The sequence below is a fragment of the Streptomyces sp. NPDC092369 genome, from assembly GCF_044755245.1.
Lineage (GTDB): Bacteria > Actinomycetota > Actinomycetes > Streptomycetales > Streptomycetaceae > Streptomyces.
Window position 1 is genome coordinate 674675 of the sequence record NZ_JBIVQP010000003.1, and the last position, 16938, is coordinate 691612.

Here is a 16938-nt window from a genome sequence, read left to right on the forward strand (position 1 = left end):
TGCAGTCGATGGACCGAATGGATCAGACGAAGCAGACGGAGCAGACGGAGCAGACGGATGAGGTGGGTCGGGCGAGTCCGGAGGATCAAACGGGTCCGGCCGACCGGACGGGGCGCACGGAGCGCGTCGGCGACCAGATCCGCGACCGGATGGTTCCGGTCGTGAAGCCCGCGTTCAGGCGGGCCTGGCGCGATCTCAACACCGTGCAGTTCGGGATGGCCCCGGCCCACGCGCTGACGCTGGGGCCGATGGACACGGCGACCGGCAGCTTCCTGGACCAGCTCAACGGCACCCGTGGGCTGCCGCTGCTGCGCGAGGAGGGCCGTCGCATGGACCTGTCCGACGGGCATGTCGACGCGCTGGTGGAGGGGCTGGCCAAGGCCGGTCTGCTGGACGACGCGAGGGGCGGCGGCGCCGCGGCGGACGTGCTGCGCGGCAAGAAGGACGTTCTCGACCGGCTGCGCCCGGACCTCGCCTCCCTGTCCGTGCTCACCGCCGAGCCGGGCGACGCGATGGGCCGCCTCGCCGCTCGCCGGTCACTGCGCGTGCAGGTTCGGGGTGCCGGGCGGGTGGGTGCGCTCATCGCCGCGCTGCTGGCGGGTGCCGGTATCGGCGAGGTCGACGTGCGCGATGTGGGCCGGGTCGAACCGTGGGACGTCTCCCCGGGCGGACTGCCCGTCGAGTCGGTGGGTGACCGCAGGGACGAGGCCGCCCGTCGCTCGGCACGCCGATCCGCGCCGGACCGACCGCCGCGCCGAGGTCCGAGGTCGACCCGCTTGGCCGACGGCCCCGTTTTCTCCCTGGTGATCCTGGCCCCTCGGGACGACGTCGCGGTGCACGCGCCCGCCCCCGCCGAGGCCGAACCGCTGATCGAGGCGGGCACCCCACATCTGTACGCCGGTGTGGTGGAGGCGACCGGTGTCGTGGGCCCCCTCGTCCTGCCAGGTGAGACGGGCTGCGCGCGCTGTCTGCACGAGGGACGCACCGACCGGGACCCCGTCTGGCCACGGCTGGTCGCGCAGTGGCGCTCCGGGACACCGCGGCAGGCGCGGCCCTGCGACCTCACGCTGGCCACGACCGTCGCCGGCCTGGCCGCCGCACACGCGCTCACCTTCCTCGACGGTCGGCGGCCTTCGAGCACGGGCGCCCGCTGGGAGGTGTCCCTACCGGGTCTGAACTGGCATGCGCGGCCGATCTGGGCGCATCCGGGATGCCCGTGCGGGGCCGCGGAGAGAGGTGCCGAGAAAGGTAAGGGGGAACACACACCTAAGGACGAGCAGTCACACGAGACAATGAAGGGGCATCGGTCGTCGAAGGAGTCCCGCCGTAAGGCAGACACGGCACGACCGGCTGGGACTTGGAGGGCGCATGTCTGATCTTCCCCGCAAGGCGGTCACCCGTACTGCCAAGCTGGCCGCGCTGCCACTCGGCTTCGCCGGGCGGGCCACCTGGGGACTGGGCAAGCGGATCGTCGGTGAGTCGGCGGAGCTCGTCGGCCGCGAGCTGCAACAGCGCACGGCGGACCAGCTGTTCAAGGTCCTCGGTGAGCTCAAGGGCGGCGCGATGAAGTTCGGCCAGGCCCTGTCCGTGTTCGAGTCGGCGCTCCCCGAGGAGGTCGCGGGCCCCTACCGGGCGGCCCTGACCAAACTGCAGGAGGCGGCACCGCCGATGCCGACGCGCACCGTGCACGCGGTGCTGGAGGAGCGGCTCGGGAAGGACTGGCGGGAACTGTTCCTGGAGTTCGAGGAGAAGCCCTCGGCAGCGGCCTCGATCGGCCAGGTGCACCACGGGGTGTGGCACGACGGCCGCGAGGTGGCGGTCAAGGTGCAGTACCCGGGAGCCGGCGAGGCCCTTCTCTCGGACCTCAACCAGTTGAGCCGCTTCGCCCGTCTCCTGGGTCCGCTCATCCCGGGCATGGATATCAAGCCCCTGATCGCGGAGCTGAAGGACCGCGTCTCGGAGGAGCTGGACTACGGCCTGGAGGCACAGGCCCAGGAGGCCCACGCCGAGGAGTTCCTGGACGACCCGGACGTCGTGGTGCCCGGGGTGGTCCACCAGTGCGAGCAGGTGCTGGTCACCGAGTGGATGGAGGGGATCCCGCTCTCGGAGATCATCTCGGAGGGCACGCCCGAACAGCGCGACCGCGCCGGGCAGTTGCTGGCCCGCTTCCTCTTCTCCGGCCCGGCCCGCACCGGCCTCCTGCACGCCGACCCGCACCCGGGCAACTTCCGTCTGCTGCCCGGCGGCCCGGCGGGCGAGGACGACTGGCGGCTGGGCGTCCTGGACTTCGGCACGGTCGACCGCCTCCCGGGCGGTCTGCCGACCACGATCGGCGACTCTCTGCGGATGACGCTCGACGGAGACGCGGAGGCGGTCTACGAACTCCTGCGCGCGGAGGGCTTCGTCAAGGACTCGATAGAGCTGGACCCGAGCGCGGTCCTCGACTACCTGGTGCCGATCATCGAGCCGGCCCGGGTCGACGAGTTCACCTTCACCCGCGGCTGGATGCGCAGCCAGGCGGCCCGCGTCGCCGACCCCCGCTCCCCCGCCCACCAGCTCGGCAAGCAGCTCAACCTGCCGCCCGCGTACCTGCTGATACACCGGGTGACGCTCAGCACGATCGGTGTCCTGTGCCAGTTGGGCGCGACGGTCCGCATGCGCGACGAACTGGAGGAGTGGCTGCCGGGGTTCGTCCTGGAGGAAGAGGACGTCGTGGACGTGGCTGAGGAGTCCGCCGCGGAGGCGTGATCACGGGGCTGCGGGGCAGCCGCATGACATGACCGCGGGGCCGGTCCGTTCGGACGGACCGGCCCCGCGGGGAGCTTTCACCTCCCTGATCGGGAGGCCACTGCTTCAGGTGTGATCGGTTACTGCATGACGGCGATGGCCAGCGCACGGCGGGCACGCCTCGAGGCGCGCTCGGCCCGGCGCTGCATCCGGCGGGCCGACGCCAGGCTCACGGCCCGGCGTTCGCTCTCCGCCTCCTGCAGTCGGTCGTGCATATGCGCACGAGCCAGGGCTTCTGGGATGAGTTGCATCTCGCGGGTCCTGTTCTGGCGCGAGTCGGTCGCGCCGGTGGTGGTGTCTTCGATCGCGGAGCCGGCAGTGGGCTCGTTGGTGGACGGCTTCATCGGGGCCTGCTTCTTGGGGTCGTGCGTGACGGGGCGGTCGATCGTTCCTGTGATGTTCATGCCGTGACCGGGTTCTTGCGCGGGCGGCCACGCGGCCGCTTCCGGGCGACGACAACACCCTGGACGAACAGCTCGCCACCCCAGACGCCCCAGGGCTCACGCCGCTCCTTGGCGCCGGCGAGGCAGGCCTCGATCAGCGGGCAGGTGCGGCACAGGGCCTTGGCGTACTCGACATCGGCCGGCGACTCGGCGAAGAAGACCTCCGGGTCGTAGGAACGGCAGGGGACGGGTACGCCGAGGTTCTCGATGGCGTCGTCGAGCGCGGTGAGCGCGGTGAGCGGAGTGAGCGCGGTCAAGGTGGAGTCCTCCGTGAGGCCGGGCGGGGGGATCGTTTCGGAAGGCGGTACGGACGGGGCGTGCGCTTCGAGATGCACGGTCGGTCTTCCTCGTCTGGTCGTTCCGGTCCTGTTGGACCGGGTGGCGGCTGGGTACCGGGTGCTGCTTCTGTCCCGAGGCCCCTTCGCTCCGTCGTCCCCGTTCGGGGACAAACAGAAGGGCCGCGGATCCCGGGTGGGGTTCCGCGGCCCTGAAGGCGCCGGCCTGATCGACGATCAGGCTGGATCACTCCAGGGTTCTGGCCCACGGAAGGCCCACATCAGGTGGTGCTGCGTCGTCTTCTTCCGGCTTCCGGCACCGGTCGCCGTAAAGGCATAGGCCTGCGCCTGTGCCACTACTGCTTCCAGTGCCTTGGTCGGTCGCTCATTGCGCTCGTTCACGGGGAGACCCACGACGGGCAGACCCGCGAGAGACACGGAGGACGCCGGCCGGGCGGCACGGATGCCGGACAGACCGGTGCCCTGGAACGAGGCGTCGAGGATGCACGTGGAGGCGACGACCGAGCGATCGGTCATTTTGACGGCGCTGGTGTAGCTGCTGTTGATGCTGATCACTGGACTCGCCTCCTCTCGGCGTCTCGGGGGGACTGGGGTGAACCAGTCCACGGATATGTAAGTAGAGCACGGAATCAGGGCCTTCGAGAAGGCCTCCGTCCCCGTGGATAAGAACCTATGGGGATTGCCGGGGCATGCGCAAACTATTTTCTCGACGAGTTTGAATCAGTCCTCCTCGTCGGCCCCGCCGCTCTCCTGGCCTGCGCAGATGGCCAGGACTTCGGCCCCGTAGCGGTTCAGCTTGCGCACGCCGACGCCGGGGATCCGTGCCAACTCGCCGTCGTCGTCCGGGACGGCCTCGGCGATCGCCATCAACGTCTTGTCGGTGAAGACGCAGAAGGCCGGCTGCCCGCTGCGCTGCGCCTGGACGGCGCGCCACTCGCGCAACCGCTCGTAGAGCCCCTCGTCCATGTCGGACGGACAGTCCTCGCAACGCATCAGTTTCATCTCACCGGCATCGGTGAGCGTGCGTCCACAAACTCGGCAGCGAGCCGGCGTGCGCTGGGTGCGCCGCGGCACGGCAGCAGCGGGTCTGCTCGTGGTGAAGCCGCGCTCGACACCCCCCGGACCGCCCACGGCGGCGCGCCCGGCGGCGCCGGTGGAACCGGGACGCAGTCCGTCCAGGAAGCGGCTCGGACGGCGGCTCGGACGGCCGCCGGGCGACCGGGAGAGCGCCCAGGAGACGTGCAGGCGCTCGCGGGCACGGGTGACGCCGACATAGAGGAGGCGGCGCTCCTCCTCGATCTGCTCGTCGGTCTTGGCGTAGGTGATCGGCATCATGCCCTCGGCGACACCGACCAGGAAGACGACGTCCCACTCCAGGCCCTTGGCCGAGTGCAAGGAGGCCAGGGTGACTCCCTGCACGGTCGGGGCGTGCTGGGCGTTGGCCCGCTCGTCCAGCTCCGCGACGAGATCGGCGAGGCTCGCGCCGGGTTTGGCGGCGGCGAAGTCCTGGGCGAGGTTGACCAGTGCGGCCAGCGACTCCCAGCGCTCTCTGGCGGCGCCTGAGCCGGCCGGGGGCTGGGACGTCCAGCCCTCCCCCGACAGCACGGCACGCACCTGTGACGGCAGGTCGACGACGTCGTCCAGGAGGGAGTCGTTGCCGCCGAAACGGGCGCCCGCGCGCAGGGCGATGCTCGCCTTGCGCACCTCGGGGCGGTCGAAGAACCGCTCGGCACCGCGCAGTTGATAAGGGACGCCGGCATCGGCGAGCGCCTGCTCGTAGGTCTCGGACTGGGCGTTGGTCCGGAACAGGATGGCGATCTCGCTCGCCGGGACTCCGGCGTCCACGAGCTCACGGATGCGCCGGGCGGCGCCCTCGGCCTCGGCGGGCTCGTCGGCGTACTCGGTGTAGCCGGGCTCGGGGCCGGCCGCGCGCTGGGAGATCAGCTCCAGGCGATGGTCGGCGGCTCGCCCGTGGGCCTGCGCCAGGAGGCCGTTGGCGAGGTGGACGACCTGGGGTGTGGAGCGGTAGTCGCGGACGAGTTTGACGACGGTGGCCCCGGGGTGGCGGGTGCGGAAGTCCAGGAGGTGGTCGGGGGTCGCCCCGGTGAAGGAGTAGATCGTCTGGCTGGCGTCGCCGACCACGCACAGGTTGTCCCGCTCGCCCAGCCACAGTTCCAGCAGCCGCTGCTGGAGGGGGCTGACGTCCTGGTACTCGTCGACCACGAAGTGCTGGTACTGGGAGCGGACCTGCTCGGCGATGTCGTGCCGGTCCTGGAGGACGGCGACGGTCAGCAGCAGGACGTCCTCGAAGTCGATGACGCCTCGGTCCCGCTTGAGGTCCTCGTAGACCGAGTAGAGCTGGGCGATCTCCGCCGGGTCCCTGGGCGCGTCGCGGCCCGCCTTGACGGCCGCGAGGGCGTAGTCGGAGGGGACGGTCTGGGTGACCTTGGACCACTCGATCTCGGCGGTGACGTCTCGCAGTTCGCCCCGGTCGAGGCGGATGCGGCAGGCGGCCGCCGCGTCGGCGACGAGCTGGATCTTGCGGTCGACGAGCCGGGGCATGGAGCCGCCGACCGCCTTGGGCCAGAAGTACTGGAGCTGGCGCAGGGCGGCCGAGTGGAAGGTGCGGGCCTGGACGCCGGCGGCGCCGAGCTGGCGCAGCCGGCCGCGCATCTCGCCCGCGGCACGGTTGGTGAAGGTGACGGCCAGCACGCTGGAGGGGTGCAGGATCCCGGCGCGCACTCCGTAGGCGATGCGGTGGGTGATCGCCCGTGTCTTGCCCGTGCCGGCGCCCGCCAGCACGCACACCGGACCGCGCAGGGCGGTGGCCACCTCGCGCTGCTCGGGGTCGAGCCCCTCGAGCACCGCGTCGGCCGAATCCGGTACCTGCGGGAAGAGCGTGGAGTGCGTTGCTGCTGTCACACGGCCATGCTGCCAGGTCGCCGGAGACAGGTGAGCCCGTTGTCCACAGGGAGACCCCCGCGGTCGTACTAATGCGGCAGGCGTCACGCCGGTGCGGCGGGCATCACGCCCGGCGCTGCACCGGGTGCGGGAATGGTGGCCCTTTCACGTACGTTCCCTCTCTGCGAGGACGGATCCCCGAGCAGCTGAGGAGTGCGAGAGACATGCCGGGCACTGTGACGATGTACAGCACCACGTGGTGCGGCTACTGCCGCCGGCTGAAGAGCCAGCTCGACCGCGAGGGCATCGCGTACGAAGAGATCAACATCGAGCAGGACCCGGAGTCGGCACTGTTCGTGGAGAAGGCGAACGGTGGCAACCAGACGGTTCCCACGGTTCTCTTCCCGGACGGGTCGACGCTGACGAACCCTTCGTTGGCGCAGGTCAAGCAGAAGGTCGGCGCCTGACCGCTCCCGCTGCTGTGGCAAAGGAAGGCGGCCTCCGAGACACGCACGTGTGTCTCGGAGGCCGCCTTCCTCGTTCGGTCAGACGCTCCTCGTCGGCAGCGGCTTGCCGTACCAGAGCTCGATCAGGCGGGCCGCGATGGAGATGCCGTAGGGCGGGAGCACCTCGCCGGACTCGAAGGCGGCGCCCAGTTCGTCGCGGGAGAACCAGCGGGCCTCGTGGATCTCCTCGCCGTCCACGTCGATCTCGGTCGAGGTGGCGTGGGCCATGAAGCCGAGCATGAGGCTGGAGGGGAACGGCCAGGGCTGGCTGGCGACGTACTCGACCTGGCCGACGGCGATGCCGGCCTCCTCGAAGACCTCGCGGCGCACCGCCTGCTCGATGGACTCGCCGGGCTCGACGAAGCCCGCGAGGGTCGAGAAGCGGCCCTCGGGCCAGTGGACCTGACGGCCCAGGAGGATGCGGTCCTCGTCGTCGGTGACGGCCATGATCACGGCGGGGTCGGTGCGCGGGTAGTGCTCCGCACCGCAGGCGGGGCAGCGGCGGATGTGGCCGGCCGCCGCGATGGCGGTGCGCTCGCCGCAGCGGGAGCAGAAGCGGTGGGTGCGCTGCCAGTTCTCCAGGCCGACCGCGTGCACCATGAGGCCCGCGTCGCGCGGTGACAGGAGCAGGCCGGCCTCGCGCAGTCCTGCCGCGCGGGCGGACTGGTCGATGCGGCCGGGCAGGGCGTCCTTCTGGAGGGCGAAGTAGCTGACGCCGTCCTCGTCGGTGCCCAGGAAGTAGCGGTGTGCCTCGGTCAGAGGGGCCTCGAACGCGGGGGTCATGACGATCTCGGTGCGTCCGTCCGGGGTCTCGTCTATGAGGACCTGGCCGCCGGAGACCACGAAGCAGCGCGTTGTGGGGTGGCTCCACGCCGCCGCGAGCCAGGCCTCGTCGAGCCGGTGGTGGGCGGCGCGGTCGATGCCGCTCGGGGCGGTGAGCGAAATGGGGCGGTCGGCGGTGTGGTCGGTCCAGGTGGTCACGTGTGCTTCCAACTCCCCCAGGGGAACGGGCTGTTTCGGCGGGCGGTGCGGCGGGACGTACGGCGGGAGGCGACCGGGTCCGGCGGGATCGAGCGGTTCGGGACGGTTCTTCCAGTGTGCCCCTCGCATGCTGTGACTTCGGACCGCGCGGAGTGGTCAGGGCGCACGGCGCCAGGTCTCCGCGAGGTCGCCCCACAGGTAAGCGGCGGTCTCGACGCCCTTGCGGAGCAGGTCGAGCTCGACCTTCTCGTTCGGTGCGTGCCAGCCGTCGGAGGGGACGGAGATGCCCAGGAAGAGCACCGGCGCCCCGAGGACTTCCTGGAGGTCGGCGGCCGGTCCTGAGCCGCCCTCACGGGTGAAGCGGACGGGTTTCTCGAAGGCGCGGCCCATCGCGCGGGCGACGGACTGCAGGGCGGGGTGGTCCAGCGGCGTCAGGCACGGGCGCGTGGCGGCGCCGAAGACGATGTCGTGCCGAATGCCGGCGGGCAGTTGCTCGGCGACCCAGGCGCGGACGGTCTTCTCGATGTGCTCGGGGTCCTGTCCCGCGACCAGGCGGAAGGAGAGCTTCACCATGGCCGAGGACGGGATGATCGTCTTGCTGCCGGGGCCCTGGTAACCGCCTCCGATGCCGTTGACCTCGGCGGTGGGGCGGGCCCAGACGCGCTCCAGGGTGGTGTGGCCGGCCTCGCCGTGGGTGGCGTGCGACTTGGCGGTGCGCAGCCACTCCCTCTCGTCGAAGGGCAGCTCGGCGAAGAGTTCGCGCTCTCGGTCGGTGAGCTCGACCATGCCGTCGTAGAAGCCGGGGATTGCCACGCGTGCGTGCTCGTCGTGGAGGGCGGCGACCAGGCGGGCGACGGCGGTTGCCGGGTTGGGCACGGCACCGCCGAAGGAGCCGGAGTGGATGTCCTGGTCGGGTCCGTGCAGCCGGATCTCGCACTCGGCGAGGCCGCGCATGCCGGTGCACACCGTGGGGGTGTCCTCGGACCACATGCCCGTGTCGGAGACGATCACGGCGTCGGCGGCGAGCCGGTCCGCGTGCTCCTCGACGAGGGCACGGAAGTGCGGGGAGCCGGACTCCTCCTCGCCCTCGATCAGGAGCTTGAGATGGACGGCGGGGGCGGTGCGGCCGGTGGCGGCGAGGTGGGCGCGGACGCCGAGTGTGTGGAAGAACACCTGGCCCTTGTCGTCGGCCGCTCCGCGCGCGTAGAGGCAGTTGTCCCGGACGACGGGCTCGAAGGGCTCGCTGTCCCAGCCGTCCTCGCGGGCGGCGGGCTGCACGTCGTGATGGCCGTAGACGAGGACCGTGGGCGCCTCGGGGTGGTTGGAGGGCCACTCGGCGAAGACTGCGGGGGCGCCCCCCGTCTGCCAGACCTCGGTGGTGGGGAAGCCGGTCTCCTTGAGCTTGGCGGCGAGCCAGTCGGCGCTCTTGCGGACATCGGGCGCGTGGTCGGGCTGGGCCGACACCGACGGGATGCGCAGCCACTCGGCGAGTTCGTCGAGGAAGGCCGCGCTGTGCTGCTCGATGTACGTACGGACGGCGCTGTCCGGGGTCTGGCTCATGGTCACGAGCCTATCGGCCCGCGCTGACATCCTCGGTGGGCGGTTCCTCACAGTTTGCTTGCCCGTCCGGCTCCTCCAGCAGCAGCCGTTCCAGGGCGGCCCGGTCCGGCAGACCCTCGGGACGTACGACTTCACCGCCCCGCACGTACAGGAACGCGGCGCCCACCGACTCCAGCGGCACGCCCCGCTGCTCCGCCCAGGCCAGCCGGTACAGGGCGAGCTGGAGAGGATCGGCGGTACGGGTGCGGCTGGTCTTCCAGTCGACGATCTCGTACGTCGCCGACTCGCCGTCGCCCTCTTTGTAGACGGCGTCGATGCGGCCGCGGACCACCCGGCCGGCGATGGCGAGCTGGAAGGGGGCCTCCACGCGGTACGGCGTGCGGTGGGCGTACTCGGTGCGTTCGAAGGCGTCCTTGAGGGCTTCCAGGTCGCGTTCGTCGGCGATCTCGGCCTCGCTGCCGGGCAGGTCGTCCGGCTCCAGCATGGGCAGCGTCAACGCCTCGAAGCGGGCCTCCACCCATGCGTGGAAACGGGTGCCCCGGCGCGCGGCGGGTTGTGGGGGGCGCGGCATGGGGCGCGCGAGTTCCCGTGCGAATCCGTCCGGGTCGGCGGCCAGGCGCAGTACCTGGGACGCGGTGAGCGACGCGGGCAGGGTGACGTCGGTGACGGCCTCACGCGCGCGCAGAAGCTCTCCGGTCAGAGCGTCGAGATCACGGTCCCAGGAGGCGATGGCGCGGGCCTCCTCGGGGGTGAGGCGGGGGGTGGCGCGGGTGCGCTCCGGGCCTGCGCGGGTGTGCTCCGGAGGCACGCGCGTGTGCGTGGCGCGGTCGGGAGCCGTGTCCTGGTGGCGATCCGGGGGGCCGGCCTGATGGGGGACGGCCGGGCGGTCCGGGGACAGGGCGTCCCAGTCGGTCGGCTCCTCGTCGGGGAAGGGGACCTCGTCCTCGGCGCCGTACTCCTCCCCGTCCGGGCCGGGCGGTCCCTCGTAGCTCTCGTACGGGTCGTCGTCCGGTGGCGGCGGCCAGTCCGGGTCGCCGTGGTCGTCGGGGTCGTGCGTGGCCGCCGGGTGGCCGTCCTCGTGGGAGGCGAGATCCTCCAGGTGGGCCAGGACGGTCTCGGCGGCGGCCCTGCGGCGGGCGAAGGACACGTCGTCCAGGGCCAGGGGCCACACCTGGTCGGCGCCCTCCTGGTGCAGGGCGGGGTTCTCCTCGTCCTCGGCGGGCTCGTCGGCCCAGGCCTCGATCTCGCCGAAACCGGCCGCGCAGTGCTCGTAGAGATCCTGGAGGAACTCGGAGGGTCCGCGCGGCTTCTTCTGGCTGGGGCCCCACCAGTGGCCGGAGCCCAGGAGCAGGGAGCGGGGGCGGGTGAAGGTGACGTAGCCGAGGCGGAGTTCCTCGGTGTGCTGGTGCTCCTTCATGGACTCCTGGAAGTCCTTCAGGCCCCGGGAGGTCCAGGAGTCGATGTCGGGCAGGGTGTCGGCGTCGCCGCGCAGTTCGTGCGGGAGCACCTTGCCCTGGGCCGTCCACTTCTCGCGGCCCCGGGTGCTGGGGAAGCTGTCGGTGACCAGGCCCGGGACGGCCACGACGTCCCACTCCAGGCCCTTGGACTTGTGCGCGGTGAGCACCTTGACGGTGTTCTCGCCGCCGGGGAGGGCGTTGTCGAGGCCCTTCTCGTACTGGGCGGCGGTGCGCAGGAAGGCGAGGAAGGCGAGCAGGGTCGCCTCTCCGTCGCCCGCCGCGAACGAGGCGGCGACATCGAGGAAGTTGGAGAGGGTCTCGCGGCGGCGGGCGGCCAGCGCGTGCGGGGACGCCGACAGCTCCACCTCAAGGCCGGTGACGGCGAGGACGCGGTGCAGGACGTCCATCAGCGGGTCGGCCAGCGAGCGGCGCAGGTCGCGCAGTTCGGCGGCGAGGCGGGCGAAGCGCACGCGCGCGTCCGGCGAGAAGGGCAGTCCGTCGTCCTCCCCTTCGGCGTCGAACGGCATCTCCAGGAAGGTGTCGAGGGCGTCCGCCAGCGATATCACCTCGGAGGGATCGACCCCCTCGACGGCCTCGGCGAGCCTGCGGTCCCGGTCGTCACCGGCATCCACGCGTGCGTGCGCCACGAGGAACCGGGCGCGGCGGCCGAGGAGGGCGAGGTCGCGCGGGCCGATGCGCCAGCGGGGGCCGGTGAGCAGACGGACCAGGGAGGCGTTGGCGCCGGGGTCCTGGAGCACTTCGCAGACGGCGACGAGGTCTGCGATCTCGGGCAGGTGCAGCAGCCCGGACAGGCCGACCACCTCGACGGGCACGTCCCTGGCGACGAGCGCGCCCTGGATCTGCGCGAAGTCGGTCGCCGTGCGGCACAGGACGGCGATCTCGCCGGGCGCCCTGCCGGTGCGGACGAGGTGGGCGATCGAGTCGGCGAGCCAGTCCATCTCCTCGGCGTGGGTGGGCAGGAGCGCGCAGCGGACCGCCCCGTCGCGTTCGGCGCCGGGCGCCGGGCGGAGGGCCTCCACGCCCGCGTGCATGGCGCGCAGAGGCTCCGCGAGGCCGTTGGCGAGGTCGAGGAGGCGGCCGCCGCTGCGGCGGTTCTCGCTGAGCGACTGGCGGGTGGCGAGGCGGCCGTCGGGGTGCGCGAAGTGCTCGGGGAAGTCGTCCAGGTTGGCGACGGAGGCGCCGCGCCAGCCGTAGATCGCCTGGCAGGGGTCGCCGACCGCGGTCACCGGGTGGCCGGTGCCGCCGCCGAACAGCCCGGCCAGCAGGATGCGTTGGGCCACCGAGGTGTCCTGGTACTCGTCGAGGAGGACCACACGGAACTCCTCGCGCAGGAGCCGGCCCACCTCGGGAATCTGGGCGAGCCGCGCGGACAGGGCGATCTGGTCGCCGAAGTCGAGCAGGTCGCGCTCGCGCTTGGCGGCCCGGTAGCGGACCACCAGGTCGGCGAGTTCGCGGCGTGCGGCGGCGGCCTCGGGGACCTTGCGCAGGTCGGCGTTGGTGAGCTTGACGCTCTCCAACGACCGCAGCAGCCCGGCGTCGTACGCACGCAGGGCCTCGGGGCGTACGAGGTGTTCGGCGAGTTCGGCGTCGAGCGCGAGGAGGTCGCTGACCAGGTCGGCGAAGGAGCGGGTGAGCGCGGGGTAGGGGCCCGGGGCCTCGCGCAGCACGCGCGCGGCGAGTTGGAAGCGGGTGGCGTCGGCGAGCAGGCGGGAGGTCGGCTCCAGCCCTATGCGCAGCCCGTGGTCGGTCAGGAGGCGGCCGGCGAAGGCGTGGTACGTCGAGATCACCGGCTCACCGGGCGGGTTGTCCGGGTCGATGACATCGGGGTCGGTGACGCCCGCCTTGATGAGCGCCTTGCGGACGCGCTCGGCGAGTTCCCCCGCGGCTTTGTTGGTGAAGGTGAGCCCGAGGACCTGCTCGGGGGCGACCTGGCCGGTGCCGACCAGCCACACCACGCGGGCCGCCATCACCGTCGTCTTGCCCGACCCGGCCCCGGCCACGATCACCTGCGGGGCGGGCGGCGCGACGATGCAGGCCGTCTGCTCCGGGGTGAAGGGGATGCCGAGGAGCTCCTTGAGCTGATCGGGATCGGTGATACGGGCGGCCATGTCGCAGAGGCTAGCGGCGCGCACTGACAGCGGCGGACGAATCGCCCCTCGGTCCGGAAGAGGCGCTGGTCAGCACGTGTGGTGCGACCGGTCACACCGGCGCGCCCACTCCACCAAGGGCCCCGCGGGCCGCGCGCTCACTCCACCACGTGCCGCCCCTCGGGCCGCGCGCTGCACGACGCCCGGAACGCGCAGTGCGCGCAGTGCTGTCCGGCGCTCGGGGTGAACCGCTCGTCGAGGACCTTGCCGGCCGCGGTGGCGAGCAGGTCGCCCACCCACTCCCCCTCCAGCGGCTCCTGCGCCTGCACCTTGGGCAGGGTCTCGCCGCCGTCGCGCTGGGCGGCACCCTGGCGCAGCTGCACGAGTTCGGCCCCGCCCGGCTCGGGCCGTACGCCGTCGAAGGCCTCGTCGACCGCTCCCTCGCGGACGGCGAGCTGGTAGACGGCGAGCTGCGGATGGTGGACCAACTCGGCCTTGCTGACGGCCTGTTTGCCGGTCTTGAAGTCGACGACGTACGCGCGGCCCTCGCCGTCCGCCTCGACACGGTCCATCTGGCCGCGGATGCGCACCTCGTAGCCGCCGGCTCCGAGGGTGACGTCGAAGTCGTGCTCGCTGGCCACGGGGGTGCGCCCGGTGCGGTCCATGACGTGCCACTTCAGGAAGCGTTCGAGCGCCACGCGCGCGTTCTCCTTCTCCTGCGCCGACTTCCAGGGCGCGTCGAAGGCGAGCGCGTTCCACACGGAGTCGAGACGCTCCATGAGGACGGCGAGATCGGCCGGGGTGTGTCCGGAGGCGACCTCGTCGGCGAGGACGTGCACGACGTTGCCGAAGCCCTGGGCGACGGTCGCGGGCGCGTCGGCCTTCACCTCGCGGCCCAGGAACCACTGCAGCGCACAGGTGTTGGCGAGTTGGTCGAGGGCGCTTCCGGAGAGCACGACGGGGTGGTCGCGATCGCGCAGGGGCACCTTGCTCTCGGTCGGCTCGTACATGCCCCACCAGCGGTAGGGGTGCGCCGACGGGACGAGCGGGCGGCCATCGTCGTCGGCGAGCGCGGCCAGGCGTGCCAGCCGGTGAGCGGCGGCCTCCCTGAGGGTGTCCGAGACGCGCGGGTCGACCGTCGTGGCGCGCAGTTCGGCGACGAGCGCGGCGATGGACAGGGGGCGGCGCGGGCGGCCGGTGACGTCCTTGGGTTCGACGCCGAGTTCGGTGAGGAAGCGGGAGGGCTGGTCGCCGTCGTCGGCGGGGGCCTTCACGGCGGTGACGACGAGTCGCTCACGCGCGCGTGTGGTGGCGACGTAGAAGAGGCGGCGTTCCTCGGCGAGCAGGGCTCCTGGGGTGAGCGGTTCGGCGAGTCCGTCGCGGCCGATGCGGTCGGCCTCCAGGAGGGAGCCGCGGCGGCGCAGGTCGGGCCACAGGCCCTCCTGGACGCCCGCGACGACGACCAAAGTCCACTGGAGGCCCTTGGAGCGGTGCGCGGTCATCAGGCGTACGGCGTCGGGGCGCACGGCACGCCGCGTGAGGGTGTCGGCGGCGATGTCCTCCGCGTCGATCTCCGCGAGGAAGTTGAGGGTGCCCCGGCCGCCGCTGCGCTCCTCCGCGCGGGCGGCGGTCGCGAACAGCGCGCACACGGCGTCGAGGTCGCGGTCGGCGTTGCGTCCGGCCGCGCCGCCGCGCCGGGCGGAGCGCTCCAGGCGCGCGGGCCACGGCGTGCCCTCCCACAGGTCCCACAGCGCCTCCTCGGCGCTGCCGCCGCCCGCCAGGCGCTCACGGGCCTTGCGCAGCAGCGCGCCGAGGCGTTGGGCGCCCCGGGCATACGCGGGGTCGTGCGCGACCAGGCGCTCGGGCTCGGCGAGCGCCCGCGCGAGCAGTACGTCCGACGGTGGCGGCAGTGCGTTGCCGGCGGCCCGCTCCTCGTCCCGCAGGGCCCGCCCGAGGCGGCGCAGATCGGCGGCGTCCATGCCGGCGAGAGGGGAGGCGAGCAGGGCGAGGGCGGTCTCGGTGTCGAGCCAGGAGGTGTCCGACGGCGGCTCTTCGGGAGGCTGTTGCGGCCCGTCAGAGGCATCTTCGGAGGCGTCCATCGAGACGCGTACGGCGTCGGCTTCGGAGGCGTGCACGGCATCGGCGTCCGAGCGCACGGATGCCTCCGCATCCGCGCCCTCCTCGGGATCCGTAGCTTTCGCGCCCCCCTCGGGGCCCGTCGCGCCCGCGCCCCCTTCGGGACCCGTCGCATCGACGCCTGCCGTAGGACCCGTCGTCTCCGCGGCGGCCTCGGGACCCGTCGCCTCCGTGGCCGCCTCAGGACCCGTCGCCTCCGCCGTCGCCACCGCCCGAAGCGCCGTCAGCAAAGGCGCCACCGCCGGTTCGTGACGCAGGGCGAGGTCGTCGCCGTCGATGTCCAGGGGCACGCCGGCCGCGGTGAGCGCGCGCCGGACCGTAGGGATGGTGCGGGAGCCGGCGCGCACCAGGACGGCCATCTCGCCCCAGGGGACGCCGTCCTCCAGGTGTGCCCGGCGCAGGATGTCGGCGATGTTGTCGAGTTCCGTACCGGGCGTCGGATACGTGTACACCTCGACGCGGCCGCCGTCCCGGACCGGGGCGAGTTCGCGGTGGGCGCGCACCTTCTCCGCCGGGAGCCGGGTCAGCGGCATGCGCTGGGTGAGCAGCCGGGTCGCGGTGAGCAGTCCGGCGCCGGAGCGGCGGGAGGTGCGCAGGACCTCGACGGGCGCCGGGCGGCCGTCCGCGCGCGGGAAGGCGTCCGGGAACTCCAGGATGCCGTTCACGTCGGCGCCCCGGAAGGCGTAGATCGACTGGTCGGGGTCGCCGAAGGCGACGAGGGTGCGGCCGCCGCCGGCCAGCGCGTGCAGCAGCCGTACCTGCGCGGGATCGGTGTCCTGGTACTCGTCGACCAGGACGGTGTCGTAGCGCGCGGCCAGTTGTGCGGCGACCTCGGGGCGGCGAGCCAGGAGCACCGCGCGGTGGACCAGTTCCGCGTAGTCGAGCACGCCCTGGAGGTCGAGCACGTCGAGGTACTCGGCGAGGAAGGCGGCGGCGGCACGCCAGTCGGGGCGGCCGATACGGCGGGCGAAGGCGTCCAGGGCGCCCGCGTCCAGGCCGAGTTCACGGCTGCGGGCGAGGACCGCGCGGACCTCGTCGGCGAAGCCTCGGGTGGTCAGACAGGCGCGCAGTTCGTCGGGCCAGCGCACGTGTGCGAGGCCGAGCCCTTCCAGGTCGGGCTGTCCGGCGAGCAGTTCGCGAACGGCGACGTCCTGTTCGGGGCCGGACAGCAGCCGCAGCGGCTCCACGAACAGGTCGGTGTCCTGGTGGGCGCGGACCAGGGCGTAGCAGAACGAGTGGAAGGTGGTCGCCTGAGGAGCGCGGGCGGCGCCGGTGCGGGTCGCCATGCGGTCGCGCAGTTCGACCGCCGCCTTGCGGCTGAACGTCAGCACCAGGATGCGTCCCGGGTCGGCGCCCCGGTCGATCCGGGCGGCGACCGACTCGACGAGCGTGGTCGTCTTCCCGGTGCCCGGACCGGCGAGGACCAGCAGTGGTCCGGACCGGTGGTCAACCACCGCGCGCTGTGGCGCGTCCAGACGAGGGGGAGCAGGTCGGTCCGGTGGGGTTCGCACCAGTCGGTAAGCGCCACGGTCCCCCTGACGCACCTGAGGGTGCGCCAGGCGCCTGGTGGAGGAAGAGGAGCTCACGTGGTTCGCCGGTCCTGGTGGTTGTACTGGTTGTCGGGCCACCGCGCGTGCAGGGCGGTGATCGCGGGGTGAGCGGGACGCCTGCAGCCGACGCTACGCCGACGAATTCCCTGGAAGCAGCGCTTCCGCTTCTTCCCACAAGACGCTCACGGCACGCGGGTCACGTGCGCCCCCTGC

Annotated in this window: 11 protein-coding genes; 3 read left to right on the top strand and 8 right to left on the bottom strand. The window is 72.5% G+C overall.

The features are described from left to right. Nucleotides 1-149 precede the first annotated feature (149 nt). Both ACIQI8_RS19965 and ACIQI8_RS19970 read left to right on the top strand, forming a co-directional pair. A complete protein-coding gene (locus ACIQI8_RS19965; RefSeq protein ID WP_402354020.1) occupies nucleotides 150-1376 on the top strand; it encodes a TOMM precursor leader peptide-binding protein in 1227 nt (408 codons plus the stop codon). Next, nucleotides 1369-2748 carry an ABC1 kinase family protein gene (locus tag ACIQI8_RS19970; RefSeq protein ID WP_402352021.1) on the top strand — a complete coding sequence of 460 codons (1380 nt, stop codon included), beginning with the start codon at nucleotides 1369-1371 and terminating at the stop codon, nucleotides 2746-2748. Before ACIQI8_RS19965 ends, ACIQI8_RS19970 begins: the two co-directional genes overlap by 8 nt. A 119-nt stretch (nucleotides 2749-2867) precedes the next feature. On the opposite strand, the gene ACIQI8_RS19975 is transcribed toward ACIQI8_RS19970, so the two are convergent. The 4 genes from ACIQI8_RS19975 to ACIQI8_RS19990 form a co-directional block, all read right to left on the bottom strand. Then, a complete protein-coding gene (locus ACIQI8_RS19975; RefSeq protein WP_402352024.1) occupies nucleotides 2868-3191 on the bottom strand; it encodes a hypothetical protein in 324 nt (107 codons plus the stop codon). Next, complete coding sequence (locus ACIQI8_RS19980; protein WP_123997878.1) at nucleotides 3188-3565, bottom strand: WhiB family transcriptional regulator; 378 nt, start codon at nucleotides 3563-3565, stop codon at nucleotides 3188-3190. Before ACIQI8_RS19980 ends, ACIQI8_RS19975 begins: the two co-directional genes overlap by 4 nt. A 177-nt stretch (nucleotides 3566-3742) precedes the next feature. Next, nucleotides 3743-4081, bottom strand: a complete 339-nt coding sequence (locus ACIQI8_RS19985; RefSeq protein WP_402352027.1) for a hypothetical protein — start codon at nucleotides 4079-4081, stop codon at nucleotides 3743-3745. 165 nt (nucleotides 4082-4246) lie between these two features. Further along, on the bottom strand, nucleotides 4247-6448 hold the full coding sequence (locus ACIQI8_RS19990) for an ATP-dependent DNA helicase UvrD2 (protein WP_402352030.1): 2202 nt from the start codon (nucleotides 6446-6448) through the stop codon (nucleotides 4247-4249). Between the two features lie 203 nt (nucleotides 6449-6651). Here ACIQI8_RS19990 and ACIQI8_RS19995 point away from each other — a divergent pair, with 203 nt between their 5' ends. Continuing rightward, complete coding sequence (locus ACIQI8_RS19995; protein ID WP_402352033.1) at nucleotides 6652-6894, top strand: mycoredoxin; 243 nt, start codon at nucleotides 6652-6654, stop codon at nucleotides 6892-6894. A 78-nt stretch (nucleotides 6895-6972) separates the two neighbouring features. Here ACIQI8_RS19995 and nudC read toward each other — a convergent pair whose 3' ends face one another. From nudC to ACIQI8_RS20015, 4 genes are all read right to left on the bottom strand, one after another. After that, nucleotides 6973-7914: an NAD(+) diphosphatase gene (gene nudC / locus ACIQI8_RS20000; RefSeq protein ID WP_402352036.1), complete on the bottom strand. Its 942-nt coding sequence runs from the start codon at nucleotides 7912-7914 to the stop codon at nucleotides 6973-6975. Between the two features lie 156 nt (nucleotides 7915-8070). Next, nucleotides 8071-9474 (bottom strand): dipeptidase, encoded by a 1404-nt coding sequence (locus ACIQI8_RS20005; RefSeq protein WP_402352039.1) that lies wholly within the window; start codon nucleotides 9472-9474, stop codon nucleotides 8071-8073. Between the two features lie 10 nt (nucleotides 9475-9484). Beyond that, nucleotides 9485-13060, bottom strand: a complete 3576-nt coding sequence (locus tag ACIQI8_RS20010; protein WP_402352042.1) for a UvrD-helicase domain-containing protein — start codon at nucleotides 13058-13060, stop codon at nucleotides 9485-9487. A 137-nt stretch (nucleotides 13061-13197) separates the two neighbouring features. Next, a complete protein-coding gene (locus tag ACIQI8_RS20015; RefSeq protein WP_402352048.1) occupies nucleotides 13198-16761 on the bottom strand; it encodes an ATP-dependent helicase in 3564 nt (1187 codons plus the stop codon). Nucleotides 16762-16938 lie beyond the last annotated feature (177 nt).